The organism is Prauserella alba (assembly GCF_024171735.1).
Taxonomy (GTDB): domain Bacteria; phylum Actinomycetota; class Actinomycetes; order Mycobacteriales; family Pseudonocardiaceae; genus Prauserella; species Prauserella alba.
Genome location: NZ_JAMTCH010000003.1, coordinates 642,069 through 666,666 on the forward strand (window position 1 = coordinate 642,069; position 24,598 = coordinate 666,666).

General features: G+C 69.6%; 23 protein-coding genes and 1 tRNA gene. 11 read left to right on the forward strand and 13 right to left on the reverse strand.

The window, feature by feature from the left end; all coding sequences use genetic code 11:
- Nucleotides 1-195 precede the first annotated feature (195 nt).
- The 5 genes from LY12_RS02850 to LY12_RS02870 all read left to right on the forward strand — a co-directional run bounded on the left by LY12_RS02850 (nucleotide 196) and on the right by LY12_RS02870 (nucleotide 2,937).
- Complete coding sequence (locus LY12_RS02850; RefSeq protein ID WP_253853092.1) at nucleotides 196-621, forward strand: DUF3052 domain-containing protein; 426 nt, start codon at nucleotides 196-198, stop codon at nucleotides 619-621.
- A 125-nt stretch (nucleotides 622-746) separates the two neighbouring features.
- The gene (locus LY12_RS02855) at nucleotides 747-1,208 is read left to right on the forward strand and encodes a peroxiredoxin (RefSeq protein WP_253853093.1); all 462 of its coding nucleotides are present in this window, start codon (nucleotides 747-749) and stop codon (nucleotides 1,206-1,208) included.
- A gap of 45 nt (nucleotides 1,209-1,253) precedes the next feature.
- A tRNA-Val gene (locus LY12_RS02860) sits at nucleotides 1,254-1,328 on the forward strand.
- 299 nt (nucleotides 1,329-1,627) lie between these two features.
- A complete protein-coding gene (locus tag LY12_RS02865) occupies nucleotides 1,628-2,164 on the forward strand; it encodes an LppA family lipoprotein (RefSeq protein WP_253853094.1) in 537 nt (178 codons plus the stop codon).
- 149 nt (nucleotides 2,165-2,313) lie between these two features.
- The gene (locus LY12_RS02870; RefSeq protein ID WP_253853095.1) at nucleotides 2,314-2,937 is read left to right on the forward strand and encodes a hypothetical protein; all 624 of its coding nucleotides are present in this window, start codon (nucleotides 2,314-2,316) and stop codon (nucleotides 2,935-2,937) included.
- 347 nt (nucleotides 2,938-3,284) lie between these two features.
- Here LY12_RS02870 and LY12_RS02875 read toward each other — a convergent pair whose 3' ends face one another.
- From LY12_RS02875 to LY12_RS02895, 5 genes are all read right to left on the reverse strand, one after another.
- Entirely contained in the window at nucleotides 3,285-4,559 is a 1,275-nt protein-coding gene (locus LY12_RS02875) for a glycosyltransferase family 2 protein (RefSeq protein WP_253853096.1), read from the reverse strand.
- Between the two features lie 344 nt (nucleotides 4,560-4,903).
- A complete protein-coding gene (locus LY12_RS26035; protein ID WP_372493474.1) occupies nucleotides 4,904-5,935 on the reverse strand; it encodes a GlxA family transcriptional regulator in 1,032 nt (343 codons plus the stop codon).
- Between the two features lie 32 nt (nucleotides 5,936-5,967).
- On the reverse strand, nucleotides 5,968-6,567 hold the full coding sequence (locus LY12_RS02885; RefSeq protein WP_253853098.1) for a cysteine hydrolase family protein: 600 nt from the start codon (nucleotides 6,565-6,567) through the stop codon (nucleotides 5,968-5,970).
- Between the two features lie 131 nt (nucleotides 6,568-6,698).
- Nucleotides 6,699-7,520, reverse strand: a complete 822-nt coding sequence (locus LY12_RS02890) for an ABC transporter permease (RefSeq protein ID WP_253854832.1) — start codon at nucleotides 7,518-7,520, stop codon at nucleotides 6,699-6,701.
- Nucleotides 7,521-7,522: 2 nt separating this feature from the next.
- A complete protein-coding gene (locus tag LY12_RS02895) occupies nucleotides 7,523-8,458 on the reverse strand; it encodes an ABC transporter ATP-binding protein (RefSeq protein ID WP_253853099.1) in 936 nt (311 codons plus the stop codon).
- A gap of 76 nt (nucleotides 8,459-8,534) precedes the next feature.
- Here LY12_RS02895 and LY12_RS02900 point away from each other — a divergent pair, with 76 nt between their 5' ends.
- Both LY12_RS02900 and LY12_RS02905 read left to right on the forward strand, forming a co-directional pair.
- Nucleotides 8,535-9,314, forward strand: coding sequence for a TetR/AcrR family transcriptional regulator (locus tag LY12_RS02900; RefSeq protein WP_253853100.1), 780 nt, complete (start codon nucleotides 8,535-8,537; stop codon nucleotides 9,312-9,314).
- Between the two features lie 158 nt (nucleotides 9,315-9,472).
- Nucleotides 9,473-10,420, forward strand: a complete 948-nt coding sequence (locus tag LY12_RS02905) for a neutral zinc metallopeptidase (RefSeq protein WP_253853101.1) — start codon at nucleotides 9,473-9,475, stop codon at nucleotides 10,418-10,420.
- A 16-nt stretch (nucleotides 10,421-10,436) separates the two neighbouring features.
- Here LY12_RS02905 and LY12_RS02910 read toward each other — a convergent pair whose 3' ends face one another.
- Complete coding sequence (locus LY12_RS02910; RefSeq protein ID WP_253853102.1) at nucleotides 10,437-11,294, reverse strand: PP2C family protein-serine/threonine phosphatase; 858 nt, start codon at nucleotides 11,292-11,294, stop codon at nucleotides 10,437-10,439.
- A 326-nt stretch (nucleotides 11,295-11,620) separates the two neighbouring features.
- Here LY12_RS02910 and dnaE point away from each other — a divergent pair, with 326 nt between their 5' ends.
- Both dnaE and LY12_RS02920 read left to right on the forward strand, forming a co-directional pair.
- On the forward strand, nucleotides 11,621-15,184 hold the full coding sequence (gene dnaE / locus LY12_RS02915; protein ID WP_253853103.1) for a DNA polymerase III subunit alpha: 3,564 nt from the start codon (nucleotides 11,621-11,623) through the stop codon (nucleotides 15,182-15,184).
- Between the two features lie 93 nt (nucleotides 15,185-15,277).
- A complete protein-coding gene (locus LY12_RS02920; RefSeq protein ID WP_308292057.1) occupies nucleotides 15,278-16,747 on the forward strand; it encodes an MFS transporter in 1,470 nt (489 codons plus the stop codon).
- On the opposite strand, the gene LY12_RS02925 is transcribed toward LY12_RS02920, so the two are convergent.
- The 5 genes from LY12_RS02925 to LY12_RS02945 all read right to left on the reverse strand — a co-directional run bounded on the left by LY12_RS02925 (nucleotide 16,740) and on the right by LY12_RS02945 (nucleotide 21,109).
- On the reverse strand, nucleotides 16,740-17,486 hold the full coding sequence (locus tag LY12_RS02925; protein WP_253853104.1) for an SIR2 family NAD-dependent protein deacylase: 747 nt from the start codon (nucleotides 17,484-17,486) through the stop codon (nucleotides 16,740-16,742). The two genes, LY12_RS02920 and LY12_RS02925, sit on opposite strands and share 8 nt — an antisense overlap.
- A gap of 59 nt (nucleotides 17,487-17,545) precedes the next feature.
- Nucleotides 17,546-18,295 carry a DedA family protein gene (locus LY12_RS02930; RefSeq protein WP_253853105.1) on the reverse strand — a complete coding sequence of 250 codons (750 nt, stop codon included), beginning with the start codon at nucleotides 18,293-18,295 and terminating at the stop codon, nucleotides 17,546-17,548.
- A gap of 119 nt (nucleotides 18,296-18,414) precedes the next feature.
- Nucleotides 18,415-19,428: a lipoyl synthase gene (lipA, locus tag LY12_RS02935; RefSeq protein WP_253853106.1), complete on the reverse strand. Its 1,014-nt coding sequence runs from the start codon at nucleotides 19,426-19,428 to the stop codon at nucleotides 18,415-18,417.
- Between the two features lie 37 nt (nucleotides 19,429-19,465).
- The gene (locus LY12_RS02940; protein WP_253853107.1) at nucleotides 19,466-20,419 is read right to left on the reverse strand and encodes an oxidoreductase; all 954 of its coding nucleotides are present in this window, start codon (nucleotides 20,417-20,419) and stop codon (nucleotides 19,466-19,468) included.
- 150 nt (nucleotides 20,420-20,569) lie between these two features.
- Nucleotides 20,570-21,109, reverse strand: coding sequence for a hypothetical protein (locus tag LY12_RS02945; RefSeq protein ID WP_253853108.1), 540 nt, complete (start codon nucleotides 21,107-21,109; stop codon nucleotides 20,570-20,572).
- 152 nt (nucleotides 21,110-21,261) lie between these two features.
- On the opposite strand from LY12_RS02945, the gene LY12_RS02950 reads away from it, so the two are divergent.
- On the forward strand, nucleotides 21,262-21,864 hold the full coding sequence (locus LY12_RS02950) for a TetR/AcrR family transcriptional regulator (RefSeq protein ID WP_253854835.1): 603 nt from the start codon (nucleotides 21,262-21,264) through the stop codon (nucleotides 21,862-21,864).
- Between the two features lie 278 nt (nucleotides 21,865-22,142).
- A complete protein-coding gene (locus tag LY12_RS02955; protein ID WP_253853109.1) occupies nucleotides 22,143-23,075 on the forward strand; it encodes an LLM class F420-dependent oxidoreductase in 933 nt (310 codons plus the stop codon).
- An 88-nt stretch (nucleotides 23,076-23,163) separates the two neighbouring features.
- Here LY12_RS02955 and lipB read toward each other — a convergent pair whose 3' ends face one another.
- Together lipB and LY12_RS02965 are read right to left on the reverse strand one after the other, a co-directional pair.
- On the reverse strand, nucleotides 23,164-23,907 hold the full coding sequence (gene lipB / locus LY12_RS02960) for a lipoyl(octanoyl) transferase LipB (RefSeq protein WP_253853110.1): 744 nt from the start codon (nucleotides 23,905-23,907) through the stop codon (nucleotides 23,164-23,166).
- On the reverse strand, nucleotides 23,904-24,584 hold the full coding sequence (locus LY12_RS02965) for a phosphatase PAP2 family protein (RefSeq protein WP_253853111.1): 681 nt from the start codon (nucleotides 24,582-24,584) through the stop codon (nucleotides 23,904-23,906). Before LY12_RS02965 ends, lipB begins: the two co-directional genes overlap by 4 nt.
- Nucleotides 24,585-24,598 lie beyond the last annotated feature (14 nt).

A 24,598-nucleotide genomic window follows, 5' to 3' on the forward strand; every position in this document is an offset into this window, starting at 1 on the left:
GTGCGCGCGCGTCAACTCCCGGTTCCGGCAGGGCCGCCACCGGCGCGGCGTGCGATGCTGGGCACAGCTGAGGTGTCGGATCCGGTGTGGACGGTTGCATCGGAGCCGCGCTCAGTGTTCGCTTGACCCAACCGTGAAAGCAGCGCGGCCGGAATCCGCCGGTCGCGCACCGTCGTTCGTTGGAGGATTGAAGTCGTGGTCGCCGCGGGAGACGCTGATCAGCACAGCGTCGCCGAGAGGCTTGGCATCAAGCCGGACATGGTGGTCCAGGAGATCGGCTGGGACGAGGACGTCGACGACGACCTGCGCGCGGCCATCGAGGAACACACCGGTGCCGAACTGCTCGACGAGGACGCGGACGAGGTGATCGACGTGGTCCTGCTGTGGTGGCGGGACGGCGACGGCGACCTCGGCGACGCGCTCGTCGACGCCAGGGCGCCTCTCGACGACGAGGGCGTGGTGTGGGTGCTGACCCCGAAGACGGGGGAGGCGGGCCACGTCGAGCCCAGCGAGATCGCCGAGGCGGTGCCGACCGTGGGCCTGTCGCAGACCTCCAACCTGTCGGTCGGCGACAGCTGGACGGCGACGCGGCTCGTGCCGCGGTCCACGTCCCGCCGCTGAGCTCATCCGCGGCAGATCACCGGTGCTGGCTCTCGCCCCGCCGGGTCACGTTAAGGTGGTCGGGCACATGCGGCCGCGCCGGGTCTCGGCGGGCCGGACGAGCACGCGCGCGAGAGGAATCTCCTATGGCGGTCGAGGTCGGTTCGCAGGCCCCGGACTTCACGCTGAACGACTACAACAAGCAGGAAGTCACCCTGTCGTCGTTCCGCGGCGACAAGCCGGTACTGCTGGTCTTCTACCCGTTCGCCTTCAGTGGCATCTGCCAGGGTGAGCTCTGCCAGCTCCGTGACGAGTTCGCCGACTACGACAACGAGGGCGTGCAGGTCCTCGGCGTGTCTGTGGACACCCCGTTCTCGCTCAAGGCCTGGGCCGAGCAGCAGGGCTACCAGTTCCCGCTGCTGTCGGACTTCTGGCCGCACGGCGAGGTCGCCACGAAGTACGGTGTGTTCAACGACCAGGCCGGTCTCGCGGTGCGCGGCACCTTCCTGATCGACACGGAGGGTGTCGTCAAGTACGCCGAGGTGAACCAGCCCGGCGAGCCGCGCGACCAGGAGGCCTGGAAGAAGGCCATTTCAGACCTCGCCTGACGAGGTTGTCGGGTGGCCGGCGCGATCGGCGCCGCCACCTGTCACGGGCGCATAGCTCAGCGGAAGAGCACCTGCCTTACAAGCAGGGGGTCGCTGGTTCGAACCCAGCTGCGCCCACCACATAGCCTTTCACCTGCGAAAACGTCGGCGCGAGGCTCGACCCGTGATTTCTTGTGACGGTCGCACGGTCTGGGCACGGCGCGCTCAGCATATGGTCGAGACGCCGAGTGGACGGCTCCGTTCGCTGCACGAGGTGGACGATTGGCGCGGCGCCGACCCGGCGAGTACGCGATGGCCAGGACAATGAGCGGTGCGCCGGACTCCACCCCGGCCCTCGAACCGCGGACAGGTCAGTAGCAGTGCATCAGAAATCTCGAGCTTTCCGCCGTTGCCCGACGCTCATCGTGACGTGCCTGGCCATGGCCATGGCCTTCGCGGGATGCGGGAGCGAGTCCCCGAACGGAGGGGCAGAGGGTGATACGGACGCTGAGCCATCGCAGGGTGCCTTCGATGAGCTTTCTGCGCGTTCGAATATCGAGGTCGTGATAGACAAGCACAAGGCGATCGAGCGCGAGATTCAACGCCGCTTGGCAGCCGAGGTGGGGCTGCCTGACGCTTGGGAGGCAACCGACGAGGAGTCGGAGAGTGGCTGTGGCGGCAGGTACTCCGATCGCGATGCCGTGACGATCCATATGCCCAACTGGGCCAACTTCGATCACCCGATCCAGGAGGCGGACTGGCCCCGCGCGTTGGAGATCTTCACCGAGATCATGGGCAAGTACGGCTTCGACAAGCCGAAGGCTGTTCTCGACCGGCCGAACGATCACCTCGTGAGCGCTCACCACGACAACGGTGCAGAGTTCTCGTTCGGGACGAAGAAGGCCACCTCGCTGTCGTCGGTTACGGGCTGCCACCTGACTGAACGTGCACACCCCGAGACCGCGAACGGTTCGTGACCGGCAAGCAGGCACCGGACGTGGCACTCCGCTCGAGCTGAACGACATGACCCTGCTCGCCGACCGGTACGAGCTGTCCTACGAGTGGGCCGCTGACTGAACTGTGACTCCGGGCGGGTCGTCCATCGGCTGCGCGCAGGCGACACGCAGTGCGGAGATCACTCGACGTCCCGCACGCCGAGGCCGTCGACGAGGTGGCGAAACACCGACGCGCCGGAGATGCCGGCGAGCGTGACCACGCGCAGGCCGCCATGATCGGGCAGTGGATCAGGCCGGCAACGGTCGGCGCGAAACCGCGTGACGAACAGGGTGGGTGGAAACCGGTGAATACACGTGCGAACAGCGGCGGCGCTCGTCGTCCGTGGCACCTGTGGCTCGTGGCGATCGCGGGGTTCGCGCTGTATCTCGGCGGCGCTCGTGACTATCTCCTCATCCTGGTCCAGTCCTCCGACTACATTCGCGGACAGTTCGGCCAGGGCGGCATCGAGTACTTCGCCGACTATCCCTCCGTGCTGCGGGTTGTCTGGACGATCAACATCCTCGGCGGGCTGATCGCTCCGATGCTCCTCGTGGCGCGCCATCGCTGGGCTCTTCCCGCAGCGCTGGTCGCGACGGCTGCACAAGCGGTGCTCCTCGTAACGACCTTCGCATTCCTCGACCGGTGGGCGATGCTCGGTGCCATGACGTCGTGGTTCGACATCGGAGTCGGAGTAGTGACGGCGCTGCTGGCCGCCTACTGCTGGGCGCTCCGACGCCGGGGACACCTGGTGTGACGGCGGTTGTGCTGCGGCCCAACGACCGGTTCGTCCTCGGCGACGGTCACCCGCCGCGCAGCTGCGCCCACGCAGAGCCCCTGCCCGGGCGGTGCATCGGGACAGGGGCGCTGCGCGCCGGCCGTGTTGTGCGGAACTCGCCTCAGTCGATGGGATGCCGACGGATCCGGGGACTGATACGAAGCATGGCGGCCCCCACAGCGATCAGGGTGATGGCCGCGATGACCATCCATAACACGGATCCCACTCCGGTGGACGCGAGACCGCCGGCTGTGCCGGCTCCGCCGACACCTGCTGCTGCCGCATTGCTCAATTTTCCGTACATATCCTGCGTTCCTTTCTCTTCCTTACTCGTCAGTGGCGTGGTGCCACTCGGTGGAGCGCGTGAATACCGCATCGAAAGCGGCGCGCACGAATACGGCCTGCTGGAACAGGTCGTACAAGAATTCGATCACGAGTGGGGCGGCGAGAAGTGTCGCGCGCCAGCCTCGCCGGCGTACGGTGACGATGCGCTCGACAACGAACACGGCGGTGACCGCCAGCCAGAATCCGCGGGGCGGGCCGTAATCGCCCATGGTGATGAAAAGGACCGTGCCGACCAGTAGTAAGGCGATCGCCACTATCCCGAGATACATGACGACCTGTTTCGCGACGTAGGGCAGCGTCACACGGTTGACGCCGTAGTTCCGCAGGTTCTCGAGGGCGCCGCGTTGCCAGCGCAGACGCTGTTTCCACAGATCGCCCCAGGTGGTCATGATCTCCGTCGTGACGCGACACCTGCGGGGCGAGACGGCGCGCCAGCCGAGCGTCTTGATGGCGAGGGTGATCTCGTTGTCCTCGGTGAGGGCCAGCGTGTCGTAGACCCTGCCGGGGATCCCGGGCAGCTCGCCGCCGCGAGCTGCGGCCACGTCGCGCAGCACACTGACGCGGAATACGCTCCCGGTTCCGGTGAGCACGCTGGCACGGCCGCTCTTGCGGTGGATCTCGCGGGCGTAGCGTGCGTACTCGTTCCGCTGCAACGCCCCGATCAGTCCGCCTCCGCTGTGGCCGTGGAACACACCACCGACCGCCCCCACATCCGGGTTGCGGGCGAGGATGTCCCGGGAAGTTTCGAGGAAGTCGGCTGCGAGTACGGAGTCCGCATCCATGACGAGCAGATGATCGGTCGGCTCCAGTTCGGGAAGCAGCACGGCGAGCGCTTGGTTCAGGGCCCCGGCCTTCTTGTCCGTGTTGCCTTCGGTGGTGAACACGCGCACGCCCCGCCGGTGAGCGATCTCGGCCGTGTCGTCCGTGCAGTTGTCGCAGACGACCACGGTCCATGTCGGTGGCAGGCCCTGCCGTTCGAGAGACGTGAGTGTGTCATCGATCGTGGCGGCCTCGTTGTGAGCAGGAATGAGCGCAAGAAAATGTGCAACCGGCTGACCGTGAGAGTGGGAAATCACTTCCCGGCGATAATGCGAACGAGGCGGGTTCGCGACAGATAGCGCAGCAGTTCTTCGCACGATGGATGGCCCCTTGCTGGCAGTGGTGCCGGAATGGGAGGTAAACGCAGGTATCGTTGTCGAGGGCGAACCTGTTACTTCAGTCGTACAAGTCCGTGGGATTCTGCGGCGCTCTGCCACCCCCGTGCAGACCGTGCAGCACGCAAGATATTGCCCGCTCTCAGCCCGTTCAAACCATGACTTTGCTCCGCGCATGCTTTGGCCCATACCGCACGTGATGCCGCGGCGGGTTCTCAAGCCGGAGTCGTCCACTCGGGCCGCCGTCATTGACAGGGGAAACCGAGGTGTTCGAAACCACGGTTCGGTCCTGCTGACCTGCGGGACGAGGCGGAATTGCGCACATCCGCGGAGTCGTCTCATCGAACCGCACGTTCGAACCGGCTGTGCCCACGATTTCCGTCATGTTCTGGACCGGTTCAAGGCCAAAGCCTCGCAGCCTCGACTCCGCCTCGACAGGGCGCCGTTCACGGCCGGGGGAGCGCGGAGGTCGCCGAACCGGGTGCCGCGCCGTCGTTCGCCGGACCGTCGACCCTGCGTTCGGTCTGCGTGCGGATGCGGCGCAGCATGCGGGCGTCGGCGAACCCGACCGCTCGGGCGGCGGCCTCCGCGGTCGCGCCCCGGGTGAGCAGCTGGTCGGCGCGTTCCAACCGGAGCGCGTGCTGGTAGCGCAGCGGCGTCAATCCGGTGGCGCGGACGAACAGCCTCGTCACGGTGCGCTCGCTGCAGCGTGCCGCCCCGGCGAGAGTGGCCAGCGGGAGCGAATCGGTGAACCGTGCGTCGATCAGATCCTGCACGCGGTGCACCGCGTCGTCGAGATGCCCGCGGTGCCGCAACATCACGCTCTCCTGGTGCTGATCGCCGTTCCTGCGGGCGTAGACGACCATCTCGCGGGCCACTCGCGCGGCGACGCCGGGACCGTGCCGGGCCGCGAGCAGATGCAACGCCAGGTCGATGCCGCTCGCGACGCCCGCCGACGTCACGACGCGCCCGTCGGTCACGTACAGCACGTCCCGCACCACGCGGGCCGCCGGATAGCGCCGCGCGATCTCGTCCTGCAGCTCGTGGTGCGTCGTGCAGCGGCGGCCGTCGAGCAGTCCCGCACGCCCCAGCGCATCTGCCCCGGAACACACGCTCGCGACGGTGCCCCCGTCCCGATGGTGCCGCCGCAGCCGCTCGGCCGTCTCCGGGTGCACCCGCGGCCACCGGGGCGGCTGGGCGATGCGTGAACCGGGCACCACGACGAGGTCCGCCGGGTCGAGGTCGGGCCACGCGACGTCGGCTCGCAACGGCAGGCCCTGCGCACTGCGCACGTCCCCGTCACCGTCGTCGTCACCGTCGTCGGACCGGGCTGCCGGCCGGGAAGCGAGCTCGGGCTGAGACACGTAGTGCAACACGTAGTCGCAACCGATCTCCGCGGCGGTGGAGAACACCTGTGCCGGCCCGGCGAGATCCAGCAGGTGCAGCTGCGGCAGAAGCACGAAGACGATACGCACGATCCGGTCAGCGTACGCCTGTCAGCCCGAACCGCTCAGCCCGAGCCGGTCACCCCGGCGACGCTGCGGATCGTGGCGAACCGGCCGGACAGCGCGTACTCGGTGCGGGCGACGAGTTCGCCGGTGCCGAGCGTGCGCGGATCGGCGAGGAGGTCGTCGACCGAACGGCCCGCAGGGGCGTCGCGGTGCGCCACCGGATTCGTCGCCGTGGCGTCGGTGACGAAGTCGACGTCGTAGCCCAGGTCGGCGGCGACCCGTGCGGTCGTCTCGCAGCACTGCTCGGTCCGGATGCCGCACACCGCCAGCTCCCGGACGCCCCTGCGGGTCAGCATCCGGTCGAGGCCGGTCGTGGTGAAGGCGTTGTGCGCCGTCTTGGTCAGCACCGGCTCGTCCTCGTCCGGCGCCAGGCCCGCCATCGGTCGGACGTGCCCGCTCGCCGGGTCGAAGACGTTGCCCGTACCCGGCTCCGTGTGCAGCACCCACACGAGGAGATCCCCCTCGGCCCTCGCGTGCTCGACCAACGTCGACACGGGCGTGACGATGTCCGGATTCGAGATCGTGGGCCACAGCTCGTGCCGCCGGAACGACTCCTGCACATCGACCACCAGCAGCGCGCGATTCCTGTCCCCGTTCATGCTCTCCGAGTCTGGTGCCCGCCTCGCCGCGCCGGAAGGCATGATCAGGCCGGGCGAGTGCACGATCCGGTCAACGCCGTCGCCGTGTGTGCGGCACCGGGGCCTCGGCGGCGACGGCGTAACGACCGTCGTCAGCGGGCGACCTTTCTGGGGAAGATCACCGCGGCCAGCCACACCGCGAGCACGATGAACCCGCCGCACCAGAGCAGGCCGATCCACCATTCGTCACCCGGAGTCCGGCCGCTGAACAGGGCGCGGGATGCGTCGATGATCGGCGTCATGGGCTGGTGTCCCGCGAATCCCTGCAGCCATCCGGGCATCGTCTCCACCGGCGCGAACCCCGAGGACAGGTAGGGCAGGAACAGCAGGACGAAGCCGTAGCCGCTGGCCGCCTCCGCCGACCCCGCGACCATGCCCAGCACGGCGAAGACCACGGTGATCACCAGAATCCACAGCGCGATCAGCCCCACCGCGCCGGCGAGTTCGGCGACACCCGCGTCGGTCCGGAACCCCAGGCCGAAGGCGATGGCCAGTACCACGCCCGTCGCCAGCAGATTGCGCACCATCGACGCCGCGGTGTGCCCCAGCAGCACCGTCACCGCCGGGAACGGCATGGTGCGCAGCCGGTTCATGAACCCGGTCGTCATGTCGTTGGAGACGACGACGGCGGTGTAGGACGCCCCGAAACCGGCGGCCGTGAGCGCCACGGCCGGCAGCACGTACGCCAGGTAGTCGCTGCGGTCGCCGCCCTGTCCCGCGGCGATGGACTCGCCGAAGATGAACACGAAGATCAGCATGAGCATCACCGGCAGCAGGATCGCCATCAGCAGCGACTCGGGGTCCCGGAACGAGTGCTTCAGGCCGCGGCCGGTGAACACGCGCAGCCCGGTCAGCGCTCCGGTGCCGTTGCGACGGGACGTGGGTGCCTGCACCCCTCGCGGTGAGGTCGTCATGGTCACGCTGCCACCCCTTCCCGGCCCTGGTCCTGCTGATCCGCGGTGCCTGCCTGCTCCCCGGTGAGTTCGAGGAAGACCTCGTCGAGTGTGGGGCGGCGGACGGTCACGTCGACGTCGGGACGGGCGCGCGCCACGGCGTCCAGATGGCGGGCCACGTCGATCGCCGACCCGCGGGTGGGGATCTCCTCGAGGATGTGGCCCGCGTCGTCGTGGAGCTGGATGGCCGCCCCGCCGATCCGGGCCTTCAGTTGCGCCGCGGTGCCGTCGGCGACGATGTGGCCGTCGTGGAGCACCACGATGCGCTCGGCGAGCGCGTCCGCCTCCTCGAGGTACTGGGTGGTGAGGAAGATCGAAGCCCCGGAGTCGGCCAGTGCCGTGATCTCGTCCCAGAGTGCCTGCCTGCTCCGGGTGTCGAGGCCGGTCGTGGGTTCGTCCAGGAAGATCAGCTGCGGCTGTGCGATCAGGCCTGCGGCGATGTCCAGCTTGCGGCGCATGCCGCCGGAGTAGGTCGCGACCCGGTCGCCGGCCGCTCCGGTGAGGTCGAAACGCTCCAGCAGCCCGTCGGCGCGCTGCGCCGCGGCACGGCGGGAGAGCCCGAAGAGCCGCCCCATCATGAGCATGTTCTCGGTGCCGCTGAGCTTCTCGTCCACGGCGGCGTACTGCCCGGTCAGCGATACGAGGCCCTGCAGGGTCTTCCGGTCCCGGCGCGGGTCCAGGCCGAGCACCCGCACCTCTCCCGCGTCGTAGGGGATGAGGGTCGACAGGACGTTGACCAGGGTCGTCTTGCCCGAGCCGTTGGGGCCGAGCAGGGCGTGGATGCCGGGCGGCAGTGTCAGGTCCAGGTCGGTCAGCACGCGGTGTCGGCCGTAGCTCTTCGACAGCCCCGTGATCTCGAGAAGTGGCGTCTCGGCGCGCACGGTATCTGTGTATGCCATAAACCGATTATGGCATAAACTGTTTATGAAGCACACTCACGCTGGCGGGGCAGTTGGTGATGAGAGGATGCGCAGCATGGCCGAGACCACCGAGACCGGACTTCCGCGAGCCGTCACCGTCGCCTGGGGGATGCAGGAGGTGCCCCAGCGCGGGCCGAACCGCGGGCTGAGCCACGAACGGATCGTGGCCGCCGCCATCGAGATCGCCGACAACGAGGGGCTGGCCGCGGTCACCATGCAGGCGGTGGCCACGTCGCTGGGCTTCACGACGATGTCGCTGTACCGCTACGTCTCCGGCAAGGACGAACTGCTCCGGCTCATGCAGGACGCCGCACTCGCCGTGCCGGAGCAGGTGACGCTGCCCGGCGACTGGCGCGAGGCGCTGCGGGTGTGGGCCGGTCTCGTGCGCGACGCCTTCCACGGCCACCCGTGGGTACTCGGGATTCCCCGCGGCCAGGTCTCGGTGCTGATGCCGAACAGCGTGCGCGCGGCCGACCTGGGCCTCGCGGCGCTGCACGACCTGCCGCTGGACGACGAGGAGAAGGTCGGCGTCATCCTCGTGGTGTCCCAGTACGTGACCTCCACTGTGGAGCTGGAACTGAACCTGGCCGACGAGGGCACCGTGGCGGTGTCGCGCGAGGGGCTGGACCTGCTCGGCGGGGTCGTCACCCCGGAGCGGTTCCCACATCTGGCCCCTGTGCTGCAGGCCGGTCACTTCCTGGGCTCCGAACCCGCGGGCGCCGCGGGTGAGGGCGCCGAGACCGACTACGGGCTCGACGCCGACTACGACTACGGGCTGGACCTGATCGTTGCCGGTCTCGAACAGCGGGTGCGGGACGTCTCGGCCTCCGACTGAGCAACGGCACGGGTGGTCCCGCCGCGACGGTCACGGGATGACGGCGCCACACCGGGCGCGGCCGCTGCGCATGGACCGGACGACCGCGAGCGACGGGTTATGCTCGACGGTGCCCCGGCCGTTTCCCCCGACGGCCTCACCCCGACCCGAGGTTGTCCGTGGACCCCGACGACAGCACCGGACCCGCCGGTGCGGACCACCCCGAGCGCGCACCCGCACCCGCGGGCCGCAGGCGACCGCGCTGGCTGCCCGTGGCGATCGCCGTGGCAGCGTCCCTGTTGATGCTCGCCACCGTGGTCGTGGTCAGCGACGTCGTCTCGGGCGACGGCGACACGGCGTCGGGCATCACACCGGCGGCCGATCCGAGCGCCCCCGATTCGGCAGCGACCGCGTTGCGCGACAGCGAGGCGCAACTGGCCACCGTCGACTGCGAACCCGGCGAACTGCGACCCGGTCGCGACGCGGCCCGCGCCTACTACCGCGAGGTGCTCGACTGTCTCGACCGAGCGTGGCAACCGGTGTACGACCGGATGGGCGTTCGGCCACAGCCCGCCTCCGTCGACGTCGCCGACGTCCGCACGACCGAATGCGGCGAGCTGCCACCCGCCGATCGCGCGCTCGGCCTGTACTGCGACGCCGACCACACGATCCACCTGCCGTACTCGCGGCTGACCACGGCCGTCGGCGGCACGGACGAGCCCGCGTTCCTCGCCACGCTCGCGCACGAGTACGGCCACCACGTCCAGGCACTCACCGGCGTGTTCACCGAGACGGGCAACGCGATGTCCGACGCGGACGGGGCGGCGGAGAGCGAGGTGGGAAGGCGGTTCGAACTGCAGGCGACCTGCTTCGCGGGCCTGTTCCTCGATGCCGCGCGCGACACCGGACTGGCGGGCCCGAGTGGGGGTCCCGAGGTCGCGGTGCAGGATTTCGCCAACTGGAGCGGTGGCGAGAGTCATGGCGGCGCCCGCCTCCAACAGCAGTGGGCCACCACCGGATTCACGGGCGACTCGGTCGCCGCGTGCGACACCTGGAGCGCCCGCGCCGCCGACATCGGCGGTGCGGGGGAGTGGAGCGGCGGGAGCAGCTCGCCCGCGTCACCGTGAGCGCGCCGGTGAGCCGTCAGTCCGACTCGGCTGCCGCTCCGCCTGCCGCGGCGCTCGCACCGGCGTCGTTTCCGGCGCCGTCGGCGTCCCCGGCTTCGGCGTCCTGACCGTCGGTGGCCCGGCCGTCGGAGTCCGGGGCGGCCACGTGCACCACGACACAGGTGATGTTGTCCGGACCGCCCGCCTCATTGGCGAGTTCGATGAGGGTCGCGACCGCGTCGGACGGTTCGTCCGTCGAGCCGAGGACCGCGCCGATCTCCTGGATGGACACGACGTCGGTGAGCCCGTCGGAGCACAGCAGGTACCGGTCACCCGGGTGGGCCTCGTGCATCTCGAGGTCCGGCTCGGCCACCTGGCCCGCGAGCAGTGCCTTGATCAGCACCGACCGGCCAGGGTGTACCGCTGCGCTCTCCTCGTCGAGCTTGCCCTCGTCGACGAGTGACTGGACGAGCGTGTGGTCGCGGCTCAGCTGTGTCAGCTCGGCGCCGCGCAGCCGGTAGGCGCGCGAGTCGCCGATGTGGCCGAGCGCGAACTCGCGGCCCAGCCACAGCATGACGGTGAGCGTGGTGCCCATGCCGGAGAGCTCGGGATCGGCTCCGACGCGCTCGTCGAGCACGCTCGAGGCCTGCGTGAACACGGCGGCCAGTTCCTCGAGCGGGTCCAGATCACCGTTCTCGGCGAGCCGGGTGTCGAGCTCGCCGGCGGCGTCGATCGCGATCGCGCTGGCGACCTCGCCGGCCGCGTGCCCGCCCATGCCGTCGGCCACGGCGACCAGGTGCGCGGTCGCCAGCGCCGAGTCCTCGTTCCCGCTACGCCGCTGGCCGACGTCGGAGCCTGTTGCGCACCTCAGCTCGAGCGCCTCGTCACGTGTCATGTCTGCAGTGAACCATCACGGCCGCGCGCGTGTGACGGTGGCACGGGAAGAACGGGGCATTTCGCGCAGATCCCCCTGACCTCCTGGGGTGAGTGACCGCGTTCGGCCGCCGGTCCGGTGCGTACCGTGATCGATTCCGCGTGGTCGCGGTCGTGTCCGTCGCGGTCCGGAGGGTGCCGGATCGGGGCGCCGGCCGTCGGCTGCGATCGCACTCGACGGGCCTCCGGGATGTCGTCGCAGAAGCCCGGCGGCGGCCCATTAGGGTGGGCACTTCACCGAGTTTCGCGGGCCCGCGCACGCGCGCGGTCGAAGGGGAGGTTTCGCCGGTGTCCACGGATTCCTTCGTCCACCTGCACGTGCACACCGAGTACTCCATGCTCGATGGTGCGGCGAAGATGGCTCCGCTGTTCCAGGAGGCGTCGCGGCTCCAGATGCCGGCCGTCGGCATGACCGACCACGGCAACATGTACGGCGCCGACGAGTTCTACCAACAGGCGAAGCAGGCGGGCATCAAGCCGATCATCGGCATCGAGGCCTACGTCGCGCCGGAGAGCCGGTTCCACAAGAAGCCGGTCTTCTGGGGGCAGAGCAACCAGCGCGGCGCCGACGACTCCGGTGAGGGCGGCGACGTCTCCGGTGGCGGTGCCTACACCCACATGACGATGCTCGCCCAGAACGCGACCGGACTGCGGAACCTGTTCAAGCTGTCGTCGCTGGCGAGCATGCAGGGCTACTACCGCAAGCCCCGCATGGACCGCGAGCTGATCGCCGAGAACGCCGAGGGCATCATCGCCACGACCGGCTGCCCGTCCGGCGAGGTGCAGACGCGCCTGCGGCTGGGCCAGCCGGAGAAGGCACTGGAGGCCGCGGCCGATTACCGGGACATCTTCGGCAAGGAGAACTTCTTCCTCGAGCTGATGGACCACGGCCTGGCCATCGAACGGTCGGTGCGCGAGGGCCTGCTGAAGATCGGCAAGGAACTGGGCCTGCAGCCGCTTGCCACCAACGACTCGCACTACGTCACCAAGGACCAGGCCGACGCGCACTCGGCGCTGCTGTGCGTGCAGTCCGGCAAGACGCTCTCGGACCCCAACCGGTTCCAGTTCAACGGCGACGGCTACTTCCTCAAGTCGGCCGAGGAGATGCGCGAGTACTGGGACAAAGAGGTGCCCGGCGCCTCCGACGCCACTCTGATGATCGCCGAGCGCGTGGAGTCCTATGAGGACGTCTACGCCCACAAGGACCGGATGCCGCGGTTCGAGGTGCCGGAAGGTCACGGCGAGTCCAGCTGGCTGCACCACGAGGTCATGCGCGGCCTCGAATGGCGCTTCCCCGAGGGCATTCCCGAGGGGTACGAGGAACGCGCCGACATGGAGCTCGGCGTCATCGCGCAGAAGGGCTTTCCCGCCTACTTCCTCGTCGTCGCCGACCTCTGCAACTACGCCCGCAGCGTCGGCATCCGCGTCGGCCCCGGCCGCGGGTCCGCGGCGGGCGCGCTGGTGGCCTACGCGCTCGGTATCACCAACCTGGACCCGCTGCCGCAGAACCTGCTGTTCGAGCGGTTCCTCAACCCTGAGCGCGAGTCGATGCCCGACATCGACATCGACTTCGACGACCGCAGGCGCGGCGAGATGGTGCGCTACGCGACCGAGAAGTACGGCGCTGACAAGGTCGCGCAGGTCATCACGTTCGGCACCATCAAGACGAAGGCCGCGATCAAGGACGCCGCCCGGGTCCACTACGGCCAGCCGGGCTTCTCGATCGCCGACCGCATCTCGAAGGCGCTGCCGCCGCCGATCATGGCCAAGGACATCCCGCTGGCCGGCATCGTCGACCCGGAGCACGAGCGCTACGGCGAGGCCGCCGAGGTGCGCTCGCTGATCGAGAGCGACCAGGAGGTCTCGACGATCTTCGAGACCGCCCGTGGTCTCGAAGGCCTGATCCGCAACGCGGGCGTGCACGCCTGCGCGGTCATCATGTCGAGCGAGCCGCTGATCGACACGATCCCGCTGTGGCAGCGCGACGACGGCGCGGTCATCACGGGCTGGGACTACCCGTCCTGTGAGGCCATCGGCCTGTTGAAGATGGACTTCCTGGGGTTGCGCAACCTCACGGTCATCGGCGACGCCATCGACAACATCAAGGTCAACCGCGGCGAGGAGATCGACCTCGACCGGCTGGGCATGGACGATCCCGAGTCGTACAAGCTGCTGGGGCGCGGTGACACCCTGGGTGTGTTCCAGCTCGACGGCGGCGCCATGCGCGATCTGCTGCGCCGGATGCAGCCCACGGGATTCGACGACATCGTCGCCGTCCTCGCGCTGTACCGGCCGGGTCCGATGGGTGTGAACGCCCACAACGACTACGCCGACCGCAAGAACGCGCGGCAGGAGATCACCCCGATCCACCCTGAGCTCGAAGAGCCCCTGAAAGAGATCCTGGCCTCGACCTACGGCCTGATCGTCTATCAGGAGCAGATCATGCAGATCGCTCAGAAGGTCGCCGGTTACTCCATGGGCCGAGCGGACGTGCTGCGCCGGGCGATGGGCAAGAAGAAGAAGGAGGTCCTCGAGAAGGAGTTCGAGGGCTTCCACGCCGGGATGCAGGAGAACGGGTTCTCCGACGCGGCGATCCAGGCGCTGTGGGACACCATCCTTCCGTTCGCCGGGTACGCGTTCAACAAGTCGCACGCCGCCGGGTACGGACTGGTGTCGTACTGGACGGCCTACCTGAAGGCGAACTACCCGGCCGAGTACATGGCCGCGCTGCTGACGTCGGTCGGGGACAACAAGGACAAGTCCGCGGTGTACCTGTCGGAGTGCCGCAGGCTCGGCATCAAGGTGCTGCCGCCGGACGTCAACGAATCGGGTCCGCGGTTCACGGCCGTCGGCGACGACATCCGCTTCGGCATGGGCGCGGTGCGCAACGTCGGCGGCAACGTCGTCGACTCGATCATCAAGACCCGCGAGGAGAAGGGCAAGTACTCCTCGTTCACCGATTTCCTCGACAAGTCTGAGCTCGTGGCGTGCAACAAGCGGGTCATCGAATCGCTGGTCAAGGCGGGTGGGTTCGACTCGCTCGGTAACACGCGGTTGTCCATGGTGCAGGTGCACGAGGACGCGGTCGAGGCGGTCGTTCCGCTGAAACGCCAGGAGGCGATGGGGCAGTTCGACCTGTTCGGCGCCGGCGCATCCGACGAGGGTGCCGAGGCCGCGTCGTCCTCGCCGCTGGCGCACCTGAAGTTCGACGAGGACGAGTACCCGCGGAAGCAGAAGCTCGCCTACGAACGGGAGATGCTCGGGCTGTACGTGTCCGGCCATCCGCTGGACGGCGCCGAGCGGATTCTGCGCAAGCACGCGAAGAAACCGATTGCCGCGATCCTCGCCGATCCGCCGAAGGAAGGCGAGATCGAGGTCTCCGGGCTGCTGACGTCGGTCGAGCGGCGCGTGAACAAGAAGGGCGAGCCGTGGGCGATCTGCACGGTCGAGGACATGGACGCCTCGCTGGAGGTGCTGTTCTTCCCGAAGTCGTACGCGATCTTCGCGGCCGACCTGGTGGAGGACAACGCCGTCGTCGTCAAGGGCCGCGTCAACTGGCGTGAGGACAAGATGTCGGTGTTCGGCGGTGGTCTCGTGCCGCTGGACCTGTCCGACATCGCCGCGGGCGACGAGGAACCGCCGCTCATGCTCGTCGCATCGGCCGAGAAACTGGACCAGAGCGTGGTCGTCGAGCTCAAACAGACCCTCAAGGCACACCCGGGTGAGACGCCGGTGCGGCTGAAGCTGGTCGGCAAGCGCGAGACGCTGTTCGCCCTGTACGACTATCCGGTGAAGGTCAGCTCGATGCTGATGGGTGAGCTCAAGGGCATCCCGGGCATCATGGCCGGCTGACGACGGCAGCCCGCCGCCGAGGGGACGAGCAGCGCCCGCGGCGGCAGGTGTGGTCGGCGCGCCTGCAACCGGCGCGGGTCCTACCGTGGCGGGGTGGACGAAACCGCCGTCTCCACCCCGGATCCGCGTCGTTGGCGGGCGCTGGCCGTCACGCTGACGGCCGGGTTCATGTCGCTGCTCGACGTCAGCATCGTCAACGTCGCGCTGCCGTCCATCCAGGACGGCCTGGACGCGACCGTCGCGGGCACCCAGTGGGTCGTGTCGGGCTACGCGTTGACGTTCGGACTGGTGCTCGTCACGGGCGGGCGGCTCGGTGACGCGTTCGGCAGACGCCGCATGTTCCTCGTCGCGCTGTCGGCCTTCGTCGTCACCAGCGGCATCGCGGGCGCCAGTTCGAGCGAGGGCATGCTCATCGCGGCGCGGCTCGCGCAGGGCATCGCCGCCGGCATGCTCACGCCGCAGAACACGGGACTGATCCAGGAACTGTTCCACGGTGCGGAGCGGGGCCGGGCGTTCGGCATGTTCGGCGCGACCGTCGGCCTGTCCACCGCGGTCGGCCCGGTGCTGGGCGGCCTCATCATCGCCGGGTTCGGTGACGACGGTTGGCGCTGGGTGTTCTACGTCAACCTGCCGATCGGCCTGTTGGCGCTGGCGCTGGCAGCACGGTGGGTGCCGAAACGCGATCCGGCGCGGCGGGCCGCGTCGGCCCAGTTGGATCTTCCCGGCATGGCGCTGCTCGGACTGGCGGTGCTCGGAGTGCTGCTGCCACTCGTGCAGTCCGAACACGGTGGGCTGACCACGTTGTGGTGGATGTTCCCGCTGGCAGTCTGCGTCGCGTGGCTGTTCGTGACGTGGGAACGCGCGGTGGTGCGGCGCGGCCGGATGCCGCTGCTGCACCCGCGGCTGTACACGAGCACGCCCGGCTACGCGGTCGGCGCGACCATCGGTGCCACCTACTTCTGCGGATTCGCCGGTATGTGGTTGGTGTTCGCGATGTTCTTCCAGCAGGGCCTCGGCTACTCGCCGTTGGAATCGGGTCTGCTGGTGACGCCGTTCGCGCTCGGTTCGGCCGTGTCGTCGGCACTCGCAGGCCGCGCCGTCGCCCGCTGGGGCAGGCGCGTGACGATCACCGGCCTCGGCCTCGTCGTGGTCGGCATCGGCCTGGTGGCGGTGCTGGTGCCGTTCGTGCCGGAGGACGCGATCGGCTACGCGGTCGCCGCGCCGCTGCTGCTCGGCGGCATCGGCGGTGGCATGGTGATCTCGCCGAACACGACCCTGACGTTGGACCGGGTGCCGACGACCATGGCCGGGGTCGCGGGTGCGGCGTTGCAGACCGGACAGCGGCTGGGAACGGCGCTCGGTGTGGCCGTACTGGGTGCCGTGTTCCACGCGGGGGTGGCTGAAGGCGAGGGATACCGTGCGGGCCTGGCGATGGCGATGCTGTGCACCGTCGGGTTCACGTTCGTGGCGTTGACGCTGGCGCTGCTCGATGCGCGACGGCATCCGCGGCGCAGCCTCGCCGGGCAGCAGGCTCCGGTCGGCCGCGAGGGCCCGCTCACGTGAGCTGCGGCAGCACCTCGGCCAGCGGTTCGCGCAGCACCACGTCGGCGACGTCGTCGTACGGCGTGGGGGAGGCGTTGCAGATGATCACCGATGCTCCGGTGCCGACGGCGATGTCGACCAGCCCGGCCGCGGGGTGCACGGTGAGCGACGTCCCGGCCGCCACCAGCACGTCGCACGAGATCGCGGCGACGCGGGCCCGGTCGAGCACGGCGGCGTCGAGGGCCTGACCAAACGAGATGGTGGCGGATTTGAGGATCCCGCCGCACACCGCGCACGGCGGGTCGTCCGTACCGGCGCGCACGCGGTCGAGTGCTTCGGACATGTCCCGCCGGTCACCGCAGCCGAGGCATTCGGTGTGGAACATCGTGCCGTGCAGTTCGATGACCGTCTCCGGCGCCGAGCCCGCTCGCTGGTGCAGTTCGTCGATGTTCTGCGTGACGATCGCGGTGAGCGTGCCGCCGCGCTGCAGTGCGACGAAGGCGTCGTGGGCCGGGTTCGGCCTCGCCTCCCACGCAGGGTGACCGAGCCGGGCCTGCCAGGCGCGCCTGCGGACGTCACCGCTGGCGAGGTAGTCCTGCAGGTTCGACAGCTTCTCGGCTTCCGGGTCCCGTGTCCACAGGCCGTTCGGACCGCGGAAGTCGGGGATGCCGGAGTCGGTCGAGATCCCGGCACCGGTGAGAGCTGTGATGCGGCTCGCTCCGGTGACCAGGTCGCGAGCGCGCCGGAGGTCGGCGTTCATGCGTTCCATGATGCGCCCGGCGGCTGCCGTGCCGGCAGGGCGGGCGTGATCGGACGGTCTCAGCCGGTGGATGTCGACGGCCGGTGGTCGTCGGGATCGGCTCCGGTGACCGGCGTCGCCGCACCGTCGGCGGGAGCGGCGGCGGCATCGTGGCCCTCGGCCGCGAGGGCCGTGGCCTCACCGCGGGCGGGAGTCATCGTCGACATCGCCTTCTTGCGCTTGTACCGCAGCAGCGCGAACACGGCGATCGCCGCGAAGACCGCCACCACGATCATGCCGCCGGTGCTCATGGCGTCCTCGACCTGCTTGGCGGCTTCACCGAGTGCCGCGCCGAGTGCGATGTGCAGGGCGGACCAGCACGTGGCACCGGCGACCGCGGCGGGCAGGAACTTGTGGAACGGCAGCCCCGACGTGCCGGACGCGGCGGGCGTCAGCGTGCGCACGACGGGGAAGAACCGGGCGAAGAACACGGCCCACGCGCCGCGGCGCTGGAGGATGCCGGTGGCCTTGTCCCACGCGTCGACGCCGTACTTCTGGATCAGTTTCGTCTCGCGCAGTTTCGGCCCGAAGCGCCTGCCGATCGTGTAGCCGATCGAGTCGCCGATACCGGCGCAGACCGTCACGACGACCCACAGGATGAGGAACCGTGGCACCGTGTTGGCGGTCGTGGCCGCGATCAGCAGTCCCGACTCGCCGGGCGCGAGGAAGCCCAGGCCGATCGTGCATTCGAGCAGCACGAGCATGCCGGTCGCTCCCACCAGCGCCGGTTGCGGCAGGCTCTGCAGCCAGTTCAGTAAGTCGGTGACCACGTCAACCCCTGTTCGTCATCCCCACCAGACGCGGCCGCCGAAACGGGCCGCCGCGTGTGCGAGACGACACTATCGGTCGAAGCGCACACGCGGCGTCAGGGATCACCCGGAAGTCCTTCTCAGGATGAGGACTCACGAGCCAGCACGCTGCTGGCCTCCTGGGCTGCGGGCGCTTCCGCGGCCAGATGCTGCAGGTTCTCGGGGAGCTCCTCGCCGCGGTGCGCCTTGGTCTTGGCGTAGAGCTTGCCCGCGCGGTACGACGAGCGCACGAGCGGGCCCGCCATGACGCCGGGGAATCCGATCTCCTCGGCGGCCTTGGTGTGCTCGACGAACTCCTCCGGCTTGACCCAGCGGTCGACGGGGTGGTGGCGCGGCGAGGGGCGCAGATACTGCGTGATCGTGAGGATCTCGCAGCCCGCGTCGAACAGGTCCTGCATCGCGGGCGCGACCTCGTCCGGGGTCTCGCCCATGCCGAGGATCAGGTTCGACTTGGTCACCAGTCCTGCCTCGCGGGCCTCGGTGATGACCTGCAGCGAACGCTCGTAGCGGAACCCCGGCCGGATGCGCTTGAAGATGCGCGGCACGGTCTCGGTGTTGTGGGCGAGCACCTGCGGCTCCGAGCTGAACACCTCGGCCAGCTGGTCCGGGTTCGCGTTGAAGTCGGGGATCAGCACCTCGACGCCGGTGCCAGGGTTGAGCTGGTGGATCTGGCGGACCGTCTCCGCGTACAGCCACGCCCCGCCGTCCTCGAGGTCGTCCCTGGCGACGCCGGTGACCGTCGAGTAACGCAGGCCCATCGCCTGCACGCTCTCGGCGACCCGGCGCGGCTCGTCGGTGTCGAGCTCGGCCGGCCTGCCGGTGTCGATCTGGCAGAAGTCGCACCGGCGCGTGCACTGGTCACCGCCGATGAGGAAGGTGGCCTCGCGGTCCTCCCAGCACTCGTAGATGTTGGGACAGCCCGCCTCTTCGCACACGGTGTTCAGACCTTCGCGGCGGACGAGTCCCTTGAGTTCGGTGAACTCGGGCCCCATCCGGGCTCGGGTCTTGATCCACGACGGCTTTCTCTCGATCGGGGTCTGGCTGTTGCGCACCTCGAGACGCAGCAGCTTCCGACCCTCCGGCAACGCAGTCACGGCTCCCACCCTACGCGCCCGCGTGGAGCCGACAAGGTCATGCCGGGTCGGGCGTGACACCCGTCAACTCGGCCGTGAGATCCCACAACGCGGTACCGGTCGCCGGGTCGGCGGCCGCGTCGACGGGACGGACAGTGCCGGGCTTGCCGCGCAGCTGGCCGGGGCCGAGCGGGCCGAAGTAGTCGCCGCCGGACACGTCGGGTGCGGTCGCGGCGTAGAGCTGCGGCGCGGCTCCCCGCTCGGTGCTCTGCGCCAGGAGCAGTCCGCCGAGGCGTCCGCCGACGTTCATGACGGTGCGGAGCACGACGTTGCGCTGTGCCCGGGCCATCGCAGGCGCCAGGCCGGTGTCGCTGTAGCCGGGGTGCGCGGCGACGCTCACGACGTCCTCTCCTGCGGCCCGAAGCCTGCGGTCGAGTTCCAGCGCGAACACCTGGTTGGCGAGCTTGGACTGGCCGTAGGCCGCGACCGGGCTGTACCGGCGGTGCTCGAAATGAGGATCGACGGTGTCGATGCGTCCTGCGCGGGCGGCGAGGCTGGAAACCGTGACGACCCGTGAGCCCGGGCGCGTGCGCAGCGCCGGCATGAGCAACCACGTCAACGCGGCGTGGCCCAGGTGGTTGGTGCCGAACTGGAGCTCGAACCCGTCGGGGGTCGTCTCGTGGGGCGGGGCCATCACGCCCGCGTTGTTGACGAGGACGTCGAGCGTGTCCCCGGTGCGTTCCCGGATGTCGGCGGCGGCCCGGCGGACGGAGGCCAGGTCGGCGAGGTCGAGTTCCATCAGCTGTGGTTCGGCCGCGGCGCCGGCGGCGATCGTCGCGAGGGCGTCCTTGCCGCGTTCCGGGGAGCGGCAGGCGAGCAGGACCGTGGCGCCCCGCGCCGCCAGTACCCGGGCGGTGTGCAGCCCGAGGCCCGAGTTCGCACCGGTGACCAGAACCGTCCTGCCGCTCTGGTTCGGGATGTCGGATTCGGTCCAGTTGTCCGCACGCGCCATGGCATCAACTTACCCGTGAGTAAAGACACTGCGCCAACCGAGGTGCCGTTGCCGGCGCTGCTCGGGGCGGTGCGCGACAGGAGCGCGAAGCTCCTGCCCGACGCAGGCCCGGATCGGGTGTTCGGGTCGGCGTCGGACTCGGCAGCCGGCTCAGCCGGTCGGGGCGAGCTTGCGGAGGAACTGGCCGACCGGGTTGCGGGGCGGTGCGCCCAGGTCGGACGCGCGGGTGCGCATGAGTCCGACGAGGGTGTTGCCCACCTGCGTGACCTCGTCGGCGGGTTCGCCGGGTTCGGCGAGTCCCGCTGTGACGGCCAGCATGCGCAGTTGTGCCTCGTGGGCGCGGCGCAGGGCGGGATGCTCGTCCAGGTGCGCGTCCAGCAGGGCACGCAGGGCCGCGTGGTCGGAGCACGTCTTGCGCCATGCGCGTGACACGGCCTCGACGTGGTCCGCGTCGCGCCCGCCCGGCAGATCCGCCGAGTCCTCCGGGCCGCCGACCTCGGCGCGGAGCCGTCCGCTGAGCGCCTGCTGCCAGCGGTAGTGCAGGGCGAGCAGTAGTTCCTCCTCGGAGGCGAACTCGTCGGCCGCTCCGGGGATCTCCTGGAGCGACAGGGGTGCCGCGGGGTCGCGCCGGGCGCGGCGCACGACGGTGTCGAGGATGTCGCGTCGTCTGTAGTAGTCGTTCCAGCTCATGGGATCCCCCTGCTGCGTGGTCACGCGACTCTGGGCCGGGATACATGGCCATACCGCGGGTTTGCGGCATACCGTGGGTATGGAGCCGACGTCACGAACATACCACCGGTATGGCGGTGGGAAACCCGAGTAGAGTTGTGAGCGTGGTGACAATGCGGTCCAGGCGTGACGATTACTCGGAATCGACGCGAGCTGCCCTGGTCAAGAGTGCCGTCAGGCTGTTCACGGAACGCGGCTACGCGGGTACGTCGCTCGACGAGATCGCGAAGCGCGCGCGCGTGACCAAAGGTGCGCTGTATCACCACTTCAGCGGCAAACAGGCGGTGTTCGAGGCCGCGTTCGACGAGGTCGAAAGCGACGTCAAAGGGCGGCTGGAGAAGATCCTGAGCGGACCGGAGGCGCCGTGGGACCGCGCGCTGAACGGACTGCGCGAGTTCATCGCCAGCTGCCTCGACCCCGCCTACCAGCGGCTCGCGCTACAGGAGGCGCCCGTCGTCATGGGCTGGGCGCGCTGGCGCGAGGCCGAGGACCGCTACAGCTTCGGGCTCATCAAACAGGCGCTGCAGGACCTCATCGACGCGGGTGAGGTGCTCGCCGTGCCCGTCGAGGTGACGTCCCGGCTGCTGTTCGGCGCCCTGTGCAGCGCCGCCACCGAGATCGCTCACTCCACCGACCAGCGCAAGGTCGGCGACGAGATCGAGGACGTGGTCGTGCGCCTGCTGAACCAGGTGCGCAGGCCGGCAGCCGGCGCATGACCGACCGGCGCACCGAGGACCGCGCCGAGGATTCCGCCGCGGGGTAGCGCGTCGCCGATCGGCGGTTGGGCGACGGGTCGTGTGCAGACCTCACGGAGCCGAGTGCAGAACTCGCGGTGCCGGCTGCAGAGCTCGGTGCGGGTAGCGCGCCCGTCTCCCACCGCCGCCGCACCGCCACCCAAGCCACGGGGGACACGCTTCGCGTGACCTTCTAGCGCGCCCGTCTCCCACCACCGCCCAAGGGGACACGCTTCGCGTGACCTTCTAGTCTCGTGACCGTGGAACTCAGGATCTTCACCGAACCCCAGCAAGGCGCCGACTACGAGGACCTTCTCCGGGTCGCGAAGGCGACCGAGGACAACGGCTTCGGCGCGTTCTTCCGCTCCGATCACTACCTGAAGATGGGCGATGCGTCCGGTCTTCCGGGCCCGACCGACGCGTGGCTCACGCTCGCCGGACTCGCTCGTGAGACCTCGACCATCCGGCTGGGCACGCTCGTCACGGCGGCGACGTTCCGGCACCCGTCCGTGCTGGCCATCTCCGCGGCACAGGCCGACCGCATGTCCGGAGGTCGTATCGAGTTCGGTTTCGGCTCCGGCTGGTACGCCGACGAGCACAAGGCCTACGGCATCGAACTGCCCGCGACGAAGACGCTGTTCGACCGCTACACCGAACAGCTGGCCGTCATCACCGGCCTGTGGGACACGCCGGAGGGGGAGACGTTCTCGTTCTCCGGTGAGCACTACACGCTCGACGGCGCGCCCGGCCTGCCGAAACCCGCCCAGCGACCGCACCCGCCGGTGATCCTCGGCGGCGGTGGCAAGAAGCGCACGCCCGCCCTCGCGGCCCAGTACGCCGACGAGTTCAACACCCCGTTCATGGACGCGGCGTCCGCGGCGGCGCAGTTCGAACGCGTCGACGCGGCCGCGCGGGAAGCAGGGCGCACCACCCCGATCCGCCGGTCGGCCGCGCTCGTCGTGGCCGTGGGAGGCGACGACGCCGAGATCTCCCGGCGCGCGGCCGCCATCGGGCGTGAGGTGCCGGAACTGAAGGAGAACGGCCTCGCCGGTACGCCCGCCGAGGTCGTCGACACGATCGGCATCTGGCGGGAGAAAACTGGCGTCTCGCGCCTGTACCTGCAGGTGCTCGACCTGTCGGATCTCGACCACCTCGAACTCATCGGTTCCGAGGTGGCCCGCCAGCTCGACTGAGCACCCGCGAGGACGGACCGGGTACCGGACTGCCCCCAGGGGCACTTTGGTTGCACTCAACGCAACCAAAGTGCCCTTGGGGGCCTTCTCAGTTCTGGAGGGCGAAGGTGACACCGGGGGCCGACGGCTGCTGGCGTGCGAGCCAGCGGTCGTCGCTCACCGGCAGTTCGCCTTCGAGCGCGGCCAGTACCGCGTCGCGCGCGTACGGCAGCGCTTCGGCGACCGGCACGTCACGGCCCAGTTCCTTCGACAGCGACGTCGTGCCCGCGTCGCTGATGCCGCACGGCACGATCCGGTCGAACGCGCTCAGATCGGCGTTGCAGTTGAGTTCGAACCCGTGCATGGTCACGCCGCGCTGCACGCGAATGCCGATCGCGGCGATCTTGCGTTCCGGACCGCGTTCGTCGGCCGGCAGCCACACGCCGCTGCGGCCGTCGACGCGTCCCGTGTGCACGCCGAAGGTCTCACACACGTGGATGAGGGCCTCTTCGATCCGCCGGACGTACTGCACCACGTCGACGGGGTCGGCCAGCTTCACCAGCGGGTAGCCGACGAGCTGCCCCGGCCCGTGCCAGGTGATCCGGCCGCCGCGGTCGACGTCGATCACCGGCGTGCCGTCGGTCGGCCGGTCCTCGGGCTGAGTGCGCTTTCCTGCCGTGTACACCGACGGGTGCTCCAGCAGCAGCATCGTGTCCGGCCCGGTTTCGTCCGCGCGCGCCTCGGCGTGCCCGCGCTGCAGGTCCCAGGCTTCGAGGTAGTCGATCGTGCCGATCTCCCGCACATGGACCGGGTCGGACGTGGTGCGGCAGGAAGGGTTCGGGTTCGCAGTCACGGAGCCGACTGTACTCCCGGCGGCCCTGGCGGCACCGGCGTCAGTCGCAGCGCTGCCGCTGTCACCAGGCCCGCACCGGTGACGCCCACGACCGCGCCCACGGTGTCGGTCAGCCAGTGCACCTCCAGCACGATGCGACTCGCCGCGCACACCGCGATGGCCGCGCCCGCCGCGACGGCGGCCCGGCGGCGCAGGTGTGGCGCCGTCCACGCCGCCAGCAGCCAGACAGCGAATCCGGTCGCCGCGACCGAGGTGACGTGTCCGCTGGGAAAGGCCCAGTCCGGGAACTGCCGGGGCCGGTCACGCGTGAAGAGGGGTTTCGCCACGGCGCTCACCAGCCGGCAGGTGCCGAGTACGACGAGCACCCGCACCAGCAGGCCCGCGAGGTGCGGATCGGATCGGCGGTGTCGTAGCGCGGCCACGGCGAGGGCGACGGCCAGGAGAACGGGCAGCACCGGGCCCAGCACCAGACCGGCGATCCCCGCGATGTCACCCGCGGCGGTGCGCCACACCCCGTGCAGCCCGCTGCTCAGTGCGCGATCGAGGTCGGTGCCGTTGCGGGCGACGAGTCCGAGCGCGGTGAACAGCACCAGCAGTGCGAACCCGGCGCTCGCCTGCCACGCACGACTCGTGCCGGTGCGAGGCCGATGCGACGGGGTGGTCGGCGGTGCGGGCATGGCGGTGGACGCGC

What these genes read in the sequence shown, in the direction of transcription:
- LY12_RS02890 (WP_253854832.1), bottom strand. Translation starts at nt 7,520, where the DNA reads ATGACGACCTCACCGCGAGGGGTGCAGGCACCCACGTCCCGTCGCAAC.
- LY12_RS02965 (WP_253853111.1), bottom strand. Translation starts at nt 24,584, where the DNA reads ATGCCCGCACCGCCGACCACCCCGTCGCATCGGCCTCGCACCGGCACG.
- LY12_RS02885 (WP_253853098.1), bottom strand. Translation starts at nt 6,567, where the DNA reads ATGAACGGGGACAGGAATCGCGCGCTGCTGGTGGTCGATGTGCAGGAG.
- LY12_RS02940 (WP_253853107.1), bottom strand. Translation starts at nt 20,419, where the DNA reads ATGGCGCGTGCGGACAACTGGACCGAATCCGACATCCCGAACCAGAGC.
- LY12_RS02945 (WP_253853108.1), bottom strand. Translation starts at nt 21,109, where the DNA reads ATGAGCTGGAACGACTACTACAGACGACGCGACATCCTCGACACCGTC.
- LY12_RS02865 (WP_253853094.1), top strand. Translation starts at nt 1,628, where the DNA reads ATGGCCATGGCCTTCGCGGGATGCGGGAGCGAGTCCCCGAACGGAGGG.
- LY12_RS02950 (WP_253854835.1), top strand. Translation starts at nt 21,262, where the DNA reads ATGCGGTCCAGGCGTGACGATTACTCGGAATCGACGCGAGCTGCCCTG.
- LY12_RS02895 (WP_253853099.1), bottom strand. Translation starts at nt 8,458, where the DNA reads ATGGCATACACAGATACCGTGCGCGCCGAGACGCCACTTCTCGAGATC.
- LY12_RS02855 (WP_253853093.1), top strand. Translation starts at nt 747, where the DNA reads ATGGCGGTCGAGGTCGGTTCGCAGGCCCCGGACTTCACGCTGAACGAC.
- LY12_RS02910 (WP_253853102.1), bottom strand. Translation starts at nt 11,294, where the DNA reads ATGACACGTGACGAGGCGCTCGAGCTGAGGTGCGCAACAGGCTCCGAC.
- LY12_RS02925 (WP_253853104.1), bottom strand. Translation starts at nt 17,486, where the DNA reads ATGAACGCCGACCTCCGGCGCGCTCGCGACCTGGTCACCGGAGCGAGC.
- LY12_RS02900 (WP_253853100.1), top strand. Translation starts at nt 8,535, where the DNA reads ATGGCCGAGACCACCGAGACCGGACTTCCGCGAGCCGTCACCGTCGCC.